General features: G+C 49.1%; 7 protein-coding genes. All 7 read right to left on the bottom strand.

Translation table 11 applies throughout. The features are described from left to right. Positions 1 to 134: 134 nt before the first annotated feature. Positions 135 to 443 carry a 30S ribosomal protein S10 gene (gene rpsJ / locus METH5_RS0107880; protein WP_018986280.1) on the bottom strand — a complete coding sequence of 103 codons (309 nt, stop codon included), beginning with the start codon at positions 441 to 443 and terminating at the stop codon, positions 135 to 137. Positions 444 to 499: 56 nt separating this feature from the next. Beyond that, positions 500 to 1,690, bottom strand: coding sequence for an elongation factor Tu (gene tuf, locus METH5_RS0107875; protein ID WP_029147983.1), 1,191 nt, complete (start codon positions 1,688 to 1,690; stop codon positions 500 to 502). Between the two features lie 50 nt (positions 1,691 to 1,740). Then, positions 1,741 to 3,834: an elongation factor G gene (fusA, locus tag METH5_RS0107870; protein WP_029147993.1), complete on the bottom strand. Its 2,094-nt coding sequence runs from the start codon at positions 3,832 to 3,834 to the stop codon at positions 1,741 to 1,743. A gap of 55 nt (positions 3,835 to 3,889) precedes the next feature. After that, a complete protein-coding gene (rpsG, locus tag METH5_RS0107865) occupies positions 3,890 to 4,360 on the bottom strand; it encodes a 30S ribosomal protein S7 (RefSeq protein WP_019881216.1) in 471 nt (156 codons plus the stop codon). 99 nt (positions 4,361 to 4,459) lie between these two features. Next, entirely contained in the window at positions 4,460 to 4,843 is a 384-nt protein-coding gene (gene rpsL, locus METH5_RS0107860; RefSeq protein WP_029147992.1) for a 30S ribosomal protein S12, read from the bottom strand. Positions 4,844 to 5,037: 194 nt separating this feature from the next. Continuing rightward, positions 5,038 to 9,297 (bottom strand): DNA-directed RNA polymerase subunit beta', encoded by a 4,260-nt coding sequence (gene rpoC / locus METH5_RS0107855; protein ID WP_029147991.1) that lies wholly within the window; start codon positions 9,295 to 9,297, stop codon positions 5,038 to 5,040. A 23-nt stretch (positions 9,298 to 9,320) separates the two neighbouring features. Beyond that, complete coding sequence (gene rpoB, locus METH5_RS0107850; RefSeq protein ID WP_029147990.1) at positions 9,321 to 13,493, bottom strand: DNA-directed RNA polymerase subunit beta; 4,173 nt, start codon at positions 13,491 to 13,493, stop codon at positions 9,321 to 9,323. Between the last annotated feature and the right edge of the window lie 14 nt (positions 13,494 to 13,507).

Genomic DNA, 13,507 nt, shown 5'->3' with positions numbered 1-13,507 from the left:
ATCAGTTCCTTATAATAGTTAAAGTGGACGATTACAATTGACCGTCCACCGAAGAGCGCGGATTATACCGAACAATTCTTAATTTGACAATAACCTTTTCATTTGAAAAGGTTATTTGCAATGACACCTTACAACTACAGCTTAATTTCTACATCCACGCCAGCTGGCAAATCCAACTTCATCAATGCATCAACCGTCTTGTCTGTTGGATCCACGATGTCCATCAAACGCTGATGGGTACGAATCTCAAACTGGTCACGGGAAGTTTTGTTCACGTGTGGTGAACGCAAAATATCAAAGCGCTCGATACGTGTTGGCAATGGCACCGGACCTTTAACAACTGCACCAGTACGTTTCGCAGTATCTACGATTTCCAAAGCAGACTGGTCGATCAAACGATAGTCAAATGCTTTCAGACGGATACGAATTTTTTGAGCTGCCATGTTTTTTCCTTTAAAGAGCAAAAGCGGCAGGAAATTCCTGCCGCCCATAAAAATAATTACTCGATGATTTTGGCAACAACGCCAGCACCAACGGTACGACCACCTTCACGAATAGCGAAGCGCAAGCCTTCTTCCATCGCGATTGGTGCAATCAGTGCAACTGAAATAGATACGTTGTCACCTGGCATCACCATTTCGGTACCTGCTGGCAATTCAACTGCACCAGTTACGTCTGTCGTACGGAAGTAGAACTGTGGACGGTAGCCGTTGAAGAATGGGGTATGACGACCACCTTCATCTTTACCCAACACGTAGATCTCAGCTGCGAACTTGGTGTGTGGTTTGATAGAGCCTGATTTAGACAATACTTGACCACGTTCGATATCTTCACGTTTAGTACCACGCAGCAATACGCCTACGTTGTCGCCTGCTTGACCTTGGTCCAACAGTTTACGGAACATTTCAACACCAGTACAGGTGGTTTTCACTGTTGGCTTAATACCAACGATTTCGATCTCGTCACCTACTTTAACGATACCACGCTCGATACGGCCAGTTACTACAGTACCGCGACCAGAGATAGAGAATACGTCTTCTACTGGCATCAGGAATGTACCGTCAATCGCACGCTCTGGCATTGGGATGTAGCTGTCTAAAGCTTCTGCCAATTTGAAGATCGCTGGTTCGCCGATGTCTGATTGGTCGCCTTCTAAAGCCAACTTAGCGGAACCGTGAATGATTGGGGTGTCATCACCTGGGAAGTCGTATTTGCTGAGCAACTCACGCACTTCCATTTCAACCAACTCTAACAATTCAGCATCATCAACCATGTCTGCTTTGTTCAGGAACACGATGATGTATGGCACGCCAACCTGGCGAGCTAACAGGATGTGCTCACGCGTTTGCGGCATAGGGCCGTCAGCAGCGGAACATACCAGAATCGCGCCGTCCATCTGGGCAGCACCGGTAATCATGTTTTTAACGTAATCCGCGTGACCTGGGCAGTCAACGTGGGCGTAGTGACGACCAGCTGTTTCGTATTCTACGTGTGCGGTATTAATAGTAATACCACGTGCTTTTTCTTCTGGTGCCGCGTCAATTTGGTCGTAAGCTTTTGCTTCGCCGCCAAATTTCTTCGTCAATACAGTGGTGATCGCCGCTGTCAGTGTCGTCTTACCGTGGTCAACGTGACCAATCGTACCAACGTTCACGTGTGGCTTGGTACGTTCAAATTTGCCTTTTGCCATGATGTTTTTCCTTTAATTCAATACTTTTAAATTTAATACTTAAAATTCAATTATTTTTTGTTGATGATTGCATCAGCAACGTTTTTCGGTGCATCGGAGTAATGCTTGAATTCCATGCTGTAAGTGGCACGACCTTGTGACAGGGAACGCACAACAGTGGAGTAACCAAACATTTCAGACAGTGGCACTTCCGCTTTAATCGCTTTACCACCGCCAGGCATATCATCCATACCCTGAATGATACCGCGACGAGATGACAAGTCACCCATCACATCACCCATGTAGTCTTCTGGCGTTTCCACTTCAACCGCCATCATAGGCTCCAGCAACACTGGATCCGCTTTACGCATACCGTCTTTAAAGCCAATAGAAGCCGCCATTTTAAATGCGTTTTCATTGGAGTCAACGTCATGGTATGAACCATCGAACAAGGTCACTTTTACATCGACTACCGGGAAACCAGCCAACACACCGGCAGGAATAGTTTCACGCAAGCCTTTTTCAACCGCAGGAATAAATTCACGCGGCACCGTACCACCTTTAATCTGGTCAACAAACTCAAAGCCTTTACCAGCTTCGTTTGGTTCCATTTTGAGCCATACGTGACCGTACTGACCTTTACCGCCAGATTGCTTAACGAATTTACCTTCAACTTCGACTGATTTGCGAATCGCTTCACGGTATGCCACTTGTGGCGCACCTACGTTGGCTTCAACGTTGAACTCACGACGCATACGGTCTACCAGAATTTCCAGGTGCAACTCACCCATACCGGAAATAATAGTTTGACCAGACTCTTCATCGGAACGCACACGGAATGAAGGATCTTCTTGCGCCAAACGACCCAAAGCCAAGCCCATTTTTTCCTGGTCGCTTTTGGTTTTTGGTTCAACAGCCACGTGAATCACTGGCTCAGGGAATACCATGCGCTCAAGAATAATCGGCTTGTCTGGAGAGCACAGAGACTCACCAGTCGTGACATCTTTCAAACCAATACAAGCTGCGATGTCGCCCGCCAATACCTCTTCAACCTCTTCACGGTTGTTAGCGTGCATCTGTACGATACGGCCAATACGCTCTTTTTTACCCTTTACAGAGTTGAGCACGGTATCACCCTTGTTCAACACGCCTGAGTAAACACGAATAAAGGTCAACTGACCAACAAACGGGTCTGTCATCAACTTAAATGCCAATGCAGAGAAGCCTTCTTTGTCGTCAGCTTTACGGCTAGCTGGCTGACCGTCGTCGTCCTCACCTTTAACATCATCAATATCAATCGGTGATGGCAGGAAGTCAACAACAGCGTCCAACATACGTTGCACACCTTTGTTTTTAAATGCTGAACCACACAACATAGGCTGAATTTCACCAGCAATGGTGCGTGTACGGATACCCAGGATGATGTCTTTCTCATCCAGGTCACCGCTTTCCAGGTATTTATTCATCAGGTCTTCGCTGGCCTCAGCGGCTGACTCAACCATTTGCTCACGCCATTTGGCAGCAGTTTCAACCAAATCAGCTGGAATCTCACCATAAGTGAATTTCATGCCTTGAGAAGCCTCATCCCAGATGATGGCTTTCATTTTGATCAGGTCAACCACGCCAGTGAAAGTGTCTTCACGGCCAATAGGAATCACGATAGGCACAGGATTTGCACGCAAGCGGGATTTCATCTGCTCTACGACTTTGAAGAAATCGGCGCCGGAACGATCCATTTTGTTTACAAATGCCAGACGTGGCACTTTGTATTTGTTGGCTTGACGCCATACAGTTTCAGATTGCGGCTGTACGCCACCCACTGCACAGTACACCATACAGGCACCATCAAGCACGCGCATGGAACGCTCAACCTCAATCGTGAAGTCTACGTGTCCTGGGGTATCAATAATGTTGAATCGATGCTCAGGGCGGGCAAGGTCCATACCTTTCCAGAAACAGGTGGTCGCAGCAGAAGTAATGGTGATACCACGCTCCTGCTCTTGCTCCATCCAGTCCATGGTGGCCGCACCGTCGTGCACTTCACCAATTTTGTGGTTCACACCAGTGTAGAACAAAATACGTTCTGTCGTGGTTGTTTTACCAGCGTCAATATGCGCAGAAATACCAATATTACGGTAGCGTTCAATAGGGGTTTTACGTGCCACGATGCTTTACCTTTGCTATCAATTCAACTAATTATTAAAGAACGAGGTCGTTTAATTAAAAACGGAAGTGTGAGAAGGCTTTGTTTGCCTCTGCCATACGGTGAACTTCTTCACGTTTTTTCATCGCTGAACCACGGCCTTCAGATGCTTCGATCAACTCAGCAGCCAAACGCAGGCCCATAGATTTTTCGCCACGCTTACGGGCTGCATCACGCAACCAACGCATTGCCAACGCACTACGGCGGCTTGGGCGCACTTCTACCGGCACCTGGTAGTTAGCACCACCCACACGGCGACTCTTCACTTCAACAACCGGACGCAGATTATTCAACGCTGTGGTGAATAATTCCAGCGGGTCCTTACCGCTCTTGCTGGCCACCTGATCAAAGGCACCGTAAATGATACGCTCAGCAACAGATTTCTTACCACCTGTCATCAGCACATTTACAAACTTGGACACTTCCTGGCTACCAAATTTTGGATCCGGCAAGATAATACGTTTGGGGACTTCTCTACGTCTTGGCATAACTATTCTCTTTTCAATTAAATTTTTGCTAGCAATGACACTCGCAAGGCATTTCAGCCGCTATAAAAATGGACAATTCGTCCGGACAAGCTCGCTAAATTAAGCTTTAGCTGCTTTAGGGCGCTTAGCACCGTATTTGGAACGTGACTGTTTACGGTCTTTCACACCAGCCGTATCCAAGCTACCGCGCACCATGTGGTAACGCACACCCGGCAAGTCTTTTACACGACCGCCGCGCAACAGCACAACTGAGTGCTCCTGCAGGTTATGGCCTTCACCGCCGATGTAGCTAATCACTTCGTAACCGTTGGTCAGGCGCACTTTAGCGACCTTACGCAACGCGGAGTTTGGTTTTTTTGGCGTTGTTGTATATACACGCGTACATACACCACGCTTTTGAGGACAAGCTTCCAGTGCTGGAACCTTGCTCTTGGTAACCACTTTAACGCGTGGCTTACGTATTAACTGATTAATGGTTGGCATTGCCTTAACCTCTTCACCTTTAAAAAACCACCATTTGAGCAGGAAGACTCAAGTTTGGCGGCATATCAACAATAACGCCTTATTGAGACAATAAGGCTATTCTGAGAAACCCAGCATTTTAATAAACGAGTCAAGGGGTGTCAAGCATTATTCATACTTGACACCCCTTGCACACAAAGACAACAGTGATCGAATTATTCGTTCGGTTGGTCGTCTGCTGCGGTTTCCTCAACAACTGCTTCAGTTGCAAACATCGCTTCCGCTGCCAGCAATGCTTCAGATGGCTCTGCTGCATTTGGTGTCAGTGAAGCCACGGCTGCACGCTTGCGCGACTCGTGATAAGCCAAACCGGTACCGGCTGGAATCAAGCGACCCACAATCACGTTTTCTTTCAAGCCACGCAGATCGTCGCGTTTGCCCAAAATAGCCGCTTCGGTCAACACGCGCGTCGTTTCCTGGAACGATGCCGCAGAGATGAACGAGTCAGTTGACAGCGATGCTTTAGTAATACCCAGCAACACGTACTCGAAGGTTGCCGGACGCTTGTCCTCAGCCACCACGCGTTCGTTTTCTGTCAACAGATCAGCACGCTCTACTTGCTCAGCCGGGATAAAGCCGGTATCACCAGCATCAACCACACGTACACGACGCAACATCTGGCGCACAATCACTTCAATGTGCTTGTCGTTAATCTTCACGCCTTGCAAGCGGTAAACGTCTTGCACTTCGTCGATGATGTAACGTGCCAACGCTTCACGGCCTTGCAAACGCAGGATGTCTTGCGGATCGGCTGGGCCGTCGACAATAGTTTCACCCTTGGTCACTACCTGACCATCATGCGCAGTCACGTGCTTGTCTTTAGCAATCAGGAACTCGCTGGTAATACCGTCGAGGTCAGTAATGACCAGACGTTGCTTACCTTTGGTGTCCTTACCGAAAGAAACTGTACCAGTCACTTCAGCCAGCATACCGGCGTCTTTTGGTGAACGCGCCTCGAACAGCTCGGCCACACGTGGCAGACCCCCGGTAATATCACGCGTTTTGGAAGACTCTTGCGGGATACGTGCCAGCACTTCACCCACGCCAACTTCCTGGCCATCTTTCACAGTAATGATACAACCCAGCTGGAAGGTGACGTTTACTGGTGTTTCAGTACCAGCAATTTTCACTTCCACGCCATTCGCATCCAGCAATTTCACCTGCGGGCGCAAGCCTTTGGTTTGACCAGCGCGTTGCTTAGGATCAATCACCACCAGTGAAGACAAGCCTGTAACTTCATCGACCTGTTTGGCAACGGTGATACCTTCTTCAACGTTCTCAAACTTAACCCGGCCTGCGTACTCGGTAATAATCGGACGCGTATGCGGATCCCAAGTAGCCAATGCTTGACCAGCTTTCACTATTTTACCGTCATGGATCGTCAGTGTGGCGCCGTACGGCACTTTATGACGCTCACGCTCACGGCCATTATCCTCAGAAATCACCACTTCACCATTACGGGAAATCACGATTTGCTCACCACGTGAGTTAGTCACGTAACGCATGGTCGATGTAAAGCCAGCAGAACCGTTAGATTTGCTTTCTACCTGTGAAACAGACGCTGCACGCGATACCGCACCACCGATGTGGAACGTACGCATGGTCAGCTGTGTACCTGGCTCACCAATGGACTGCGCCGCAATCACACCAACAGCTTCACCCATGCTAATCAGCTTGCCGCGACCCAGGTCACGACCGTAACACTTGGCACAAATACCGTAACGTGTATCGCAAGTCAGCGCAGTACGCACTTTAACTTCATCAATGCCCAGCGCGTCGATTTTTTCGACTTCATCTTCACCCAGCAACGTGCCTGATGGATACACCACTTCCTGTGTTTCAGGATGCAGAATGTCCAGTGCAGACGTACGGCCCAGGATACGGTCATGCAATGGCTCAATCACTTCGCCACCTTTAACCAGGGCTTTAGTCACCAAACCATCAATGGTGCCGCAATCCGGCTCAGTCACTACCAAATCTTGCGTCACATCAACCAGACGACGTGTCAGGTAACCGGAGTTCGCTGTTTTCAGCGCCGTATCGGCCAGACCCTTACGTGCACCGTGGGTAGAAATAAAGTACTGCAATACGTTCAGGCCATCACGGAAGTTCGCTTTAATCGGCGTTTCAATAATGGAACCATCCGGTTTCGCCATCAGGCCACGCATACCGGCCAGCTGACGTACCTGCGCCGCAGAACCACGGGCGCCGGAGTCGGCCATCATGTAAATCGCGTTAAACGATTCCTGACGGACGGTTTTACCGTCTTTAGTCACCACGTTACCGTCGCTGTCTTTTACATCTTCTTCACGCAACTGCTTCATCATGGCATCGGCCACTTTGTCACCGGCGCGACCCCAGATGTCGACCACTTTGTTGTAACGCTCACCCTGAGTCACCAGACCGGACACATATTGGTCTTCAATCTCTTTTACTTCCGCATCAGCGGCAGCAATCAATTGCTCTTTCTCTGGCGGCACCAACATATCGTTAATGCTGATAGAGATACCCGCTTTGGTCGCGTAGGAGTAACCGGTGTACATCAGTTTGTCAGCAAAAATCACCGTTTCACGGATGCCCACTTTACGGAAGCTAGCGTTAATCAGACGTGAAATTTCTTTTTTCTTCAGCGCTTTGTCGATGTAGCTGTATGGCAAGCCTGGTGGCAGGATTTCAGACAGCAAAGCACGACCAACCGTGGTGTTATAACGGTTGATTTTTTCAACTTTCTGGCCAGCAACATCCAGCTCAAACTCGCGGATACGCACAGTGACTTTAGCGTGCAAGTCGATCAAACCTTGATCGTACACACGCTGCACTTCTTTAATGTCACTGAAGATCATGCCTTCACCGCGTGCAGCCACTTTCTCGCGGGTCATGTAGTACAGACCCAATACGATATCCTGTGACGGCACGATAATTGGTTCACCGTTGGCTGGAGACAGCACGTTGTTAGAAGCCAGCATCAAGGTGCGTGCTTCCATTTGTGCTTCCAGGCTCAATGGAACGTGTACCGCCATTTGGTCACCGTCAAAGTCGGCGTTAAAGGCTGAACACACCAATGGGTGCAACTGGATCGCTTTACCTTCGATCAAGACTGGCTCAAACGCCTGGATACCCAAACGGTGCAGCGTAGGCGCACGGTTCAACAGTACCGGATGCTCGCGGATCACGTCTTCCAGGATATCCCAGACTTCTGGTCCTTCTTCTTCCACTTTCTTCTTGGCAGCCTTGATGGTTGTCGCCAGGCCTAATACTTCCAGCTTGTGGAAAATAAAAGGCTTGAACAGTTCCAACGCCATTTTCTTAGGCAAACCGCACTGATGCAGTTTCAGGGTTGGACCAACCACAATCACGGAACGACCGGAGTAGTCCACGCGCTTACCCAGCAAGTTCTGACGGAAACGACCGCCCTTACCTTTAATCATGTCAGCCAGTGATTTTAATGGCCGCTTGTTAGCGCCAGTCATCACTTTGCCGCGTCTACCGTTATCCAGCAACGAGTCTACCGCTTCTTGCAGCATACGTTTTTCGTTACGGACAATGATTTCCGGGGCTTTCAACTCTAACAAACGCTTCAAGCGGTTGTTACGGTTAATCACGCGACGATACAAATCGTTCAGGTCTGAGGTCGCAAAACGACCGCCGTCCAATGGCACCAACGGGCGTAATTCTGGCGGCAACACTGGCAAGATTTCCAGAATCATCCACTCTGGCTTGATGCCAGATTTCTGGAATGCTTCCAGCACTTTCAGGCGCTTGGCGATTTTCTTGATCTTGGCTTCGGAACTGGTGGCAGACAACTCGCTACGCAATTTCTCGATTTCACGCTCAATATTCATCGTGCGCAACAATTCACGCACAGCCTCGGCACCCATCACGGCATTAAATTCGTCACCGTATTCTTCAACTTTAGCCAGGTAGTCATCTTCAGTCAGCAACTGACCACGGGTCAGCGGCGTCATGCCTGGATCGATCACGATAAATGCTTCAAAGTACAACACGCGTTCGATGTCACGCAGAGCGATGTCCAGCACCATACCCAAGCGGCTAGGCAGGGATTTCAGGAACCAGATATGCGCCACTGGCGAGGCCAACTCAATGTGGCCCATGCGCTCACGACGCACTTTGCTCAAGGTGACTTCAACGCCACACTTCTCACAAATCACACCGCGGTGTTTCAGACGCTTGTATTTACCGCACAAGCACTCGTAATCTTTGATCGGGCCAAAGATTTTAGAGCAGAACAAACCGTCCCGCTCAGGTTTGAAGGTACGGTAGTTAATAGTTTCTGGCTTTTTAACTTCGCCATAGGACCATGAACGGATTTTTTCAGGTGAAGCCAGCGCAATTTTAATCGCGTCGAACTCTTCTTCTTGCGTAACCTGTTTAAATAAATCTAATAACGCTTTCATAGAGACTCTCCTTAATGGCGGGCTTAGTTACGGTCTAAATCAATATCAATGGCCAGTGAACGAATTTCTTTCACTAACACGTTGAATGATTCAGGCATACCCGCATCAATTTTGTGCTCACCTTTGACGATGTTTTCGTACACTTTGGTACGACCATTCACGTCATCTGATTTCACTGTCAACATCTCTTGCAAGGTGTATGACGCACCATAGGCTTCCAGTGCCCAAACTTCCATCTCACCGAAGCGCTGACCACCGAACTGGGCTTTACCACCCAATGGCTGTTGTGTCACCAGACTGTAAGGACCAGTAGAACGTGCGTGCATCTTGTCGTCGACCAAGTGATGCAGTTTCAGTACGTGCATGTAACCAACAGTCACCGGACGCTCGAAAGCATCACCAGTACGGCCGTCAAACAGTTTGACCTGTGTTTTACCTGCATGGAACTGCAACTTCTTGGTGTGCTCATCATCATCCGGGAACGCCAGATCCAGCATGGCTCTAATGTCGGACTCGGCAGCACCGTCAAACACCGGCGTTGCAAATGGCACGCCATGTTTCAGGTTAGTGGCCAGGTCAATCACTTCAACGTCAGTCAGGCCGACAATATCTTCTTTTTTGCCGGTGCTGCTGTTGTAGATTTTGTCCAGGAAACCACGGATTTCAGCCACTTTAGCTTCTGCTTGCAACATATCGCCCAAGCGCTTGCCCAAGCCTTTAGCAGCCCAGCCCAAGTGCGTTTCCAGAATCTGACCAATGTTCATCCGTGAAGGCACGCCCAGTGGGTTCAACACGATGTCTAACGGTGTCCCGTCAGCCATGTGCGGCATATCTTCAACCGGGCAAATCTTGGAGATCACACCCTTGTTACCGTGACGACCCGCCATTTTGTCACCTGGTTGAATACGGCGTTTCACCGCCAGATATACTTTCACCATTTTCTGTACGCCTGGTGGCAATTCGTCACCTTGCGTCAGTTTGCGTTTTTTCTCTTCAAACTTGTTGTCAAACTCAATACGGGCCTGGCTCAAGCTGTCTTTCAGCTGTTCCAGTTGACGGGCAGCTTCTTCGTCGTTCAAACGAATATCAAACCAGTCATAACGACCCACGCTTTCCAGGTATTCCTGGGTCAGTGTGTCACCTTTTTTCAGCTTGTTCGGACCACCGGTTGCCACTTTACCAGCCAGCAAACGGCTGATACGGCCAAAGGTATCGTCTTCCACAATACGCATCTGGTCGCCCAGATCTTTTTTGTAGTGAGACAACTGGTCATCAATAATCTGCTGTGCACGCTCATCACGGTCTATGCCTTCACGGGTGAAGACTTGCACGTCGATCACGGTCCCTGTCATGCCAGATGGCACGCGCAGTGACGTGTCTTTTACGTCAGACGCTTTTTCACCGAAAATGGCGCGCAGCAATTTTTCTTCTGGCGTTAAAGTGGTTTCACCTTTTGGTGTCACTTTACCCACCAATACGTCACCAGCTTCTACCTCAGCACCAATGTAGATAATACCGGAGTCATCCAGACGGCCTAGCATGCGCTCGGACAGGTTGGAAATATCGCGGGTAATCTCTTCAGGTCCCAGTTTGGTATCACGGGCAACCACAGACAACTCTTCAATGTGGATGGACGTGTAACGGTCATCAGCCACTACGCGCTCAGAGATCAAAATCGAGTCTTCGTAGTTATAACCGTTCCATGGCATAAAGCCAACCAGCATGTTCTGACCCAGCGCCAACTCACCCATGTCAGTAGACGCACCATCAGCCACCACGTCGCCGCGGGCAATAATGTCGCCCACTTTAACCAATGGACGCTGGTTGATGTTGGTGTTCTGGTTAGAACGGGTGTATTTGGTCAGGTTGTAAATATCCACACCAACTTCGCCTGCCAATGCTTCCACATCATGCACACGCACCACGATACGACCAGAGTCAACGTAATCGACCACACCACCACGACGCGCAGTCACGACAGTACCGGAGTCAATCGCCACTGTACGCTCAATACCAGTACCAACCACGGCTTTTTCAGCACGCAGACATGGCACAGCTTGACGTTGCATGTTGGCACCCATCAATGCACGGTTCGCGTCATCGTGTTCCAGGAATGGAATCAGCGACGCCGCCACGGACACGATCTGGCCTGGGGCCACGTCCATATACTGTACGCGATCAGGTTGTGTCATGGTGAATTCGTTATGAAAACGCGCAGACACCAGATCTTCTTTAAAGCCACCATCTTTAGCAACATCAGTGTTAGCCTGTGCAATCACATACTGGCTCTCTTCAATCGCTGACAAGTAATCAATCTTGCCTGAGACTTTATTGTCTTCAACCAAACGGTAAGGCGTTTCGAGGAAACCGTATTCATTGGTACGTGCATACAGCGCCAATGAGTTGATCAAACCAATGTTTGGACCTTCCGGTGTTTCAATTGGACACACGCGGCCATAGTGGGTGGTATGTACGTCACGCACCTCAAAACCGGCACGTTCACGCGTCAAACCGCCAGGGCCCAAAGCAGAAATACGACGTTTGTGCGTAATTTCTGACAACGGGTTAGTTTGGTCCATAAACTGTGACAATTGGCTGGAACCGAAGAACTCACGGATCGCGCTAGACACTGGTTTAGCGTTAATCAGGTCATGTGGCATCAGGTTCTCAGACTCAGCCTGAGACAGACGCTCTTTCACTGCACGCTCAACACGCACCAAACCGGCACGGAACTGGTTCTCGGCCAATTCACCCACAGAACGGATACGACGGTTACCCAAGTGGTCGATATCGTCAATTTCACCGCGACCATTGCGCAACTCGATCAACACACCGATCACAGCCAGGATATCTTCGTTAGACAACACATTAGCGCCGGTATCCCCTTGTGCACCAACTGCCTCGTAAAAACGACGCATCCAGGTAGCAGTACGGTCTTCCAGCTTGGTTGGATAAGCACGGCGGTTAAACTTCATGCGGCCAACCACAGACAGGTCATAACGATCTTCTGTGAAGAACAAGCCTTTGAACAAAGCCTCTACAGCATCTTCGGTTGGCGGTTCACCAGGACGCATCATACGGTAAATCGCAACACGCGCACTGTATTGGTCAGGAATCTCATCACTACGCAATGTTTGCGAAATGAAGTTACCGTGATCCAGATCGTTGGTATAGATAGTATCGACTGCCGAGATCTTGGCTGCCACTAATTTTTCCAGCAATGAAGGCGTTACTTCATCGTTGGCATTGGCAATCAACTCACCGGTTTCGGTATCAATAATATTTTTGGCAACAGCACGACCCATCATAAAGTCAGTCGGCACAGCCATGGTTTTTACACCCGCTTTTTCGACATCGCGAATATGCTTGACTGTAATACGCTTGTCTTTAGCCACCAGCACGGTACCATCTTTATCAGTGATATCGAACTTGGCCACTTCACCGCGCAGACGGTCTGCCACCAGCTCAAATTCCACGCCTTTAGGGCCAATATGGAAAGTGTCTGTATCGTGGAATGTTTCCAGGATTTGTTCCGGGTTATACCCCAGTGCTTTAAGCAAAATGGTGACTGGCATCTTGCGACGACGGTCAACACGGAAGTACAGGTAGTCTTTTGGATCGAATTCAAAATCCAGCCAGGAACCACGGTAAGGAATGATACGTGCAGAGAACAGCAACTTACCGGAGCTGTGGGTTTTACCACGGTCGTGCTCAAAGAACACACCCGGGCTACGGTGCAACTGTGACACAATCACACGCTCAGTACCGTTAATTACAAAAGAACCGTTTTCGGTCATGAGCGGCAATTCGCCCATATAGACTTCTTGTTCTTTCACTTCTTTAACGGTTGGCTTGGACGCTTCGCGGTCCATGATGGTCAAACGGACTTTAACGCGCAAAGGCACGGCATAAGTCAAACCACGTTGCTGACACTCTTTCACATCAAATGGCTCAGCGCCTAATTGATAGCTCACATAGTCCAGACGTGCATTCTCAGAATGACTGACAATCGGGAAAATAGAACGGAAAGTAGATTCCAGACCTTCGTCTTTACGTTGATCGAGTGGAACATTTTCCTGCAGAAATGATTTGTAGGACTCTAACTGCATGGCTAGCAGGTAAGGCACCTCTTGAACACTGTCGCGCTTAGCAAAACTTTTGCGGATGCGTTTCTTTTCGGTAAAGGAATAGCTCATAGCGTCTCCTGAAA

The sequence above is a fragment of the Methylophilus sp. 5 genome (genome assembly GCF_000515275.1).
Taxonomy (GTDB): Bacteria; Pseudomonadota; Gammaproteobacteria; order Burkholderiales; family Methylophilaceae; genus Methylophilus.
Note: the sequence above shows the minus strand (reverse complement) of the source record. Positions and strands in the feature narration are given on the sequence as shown.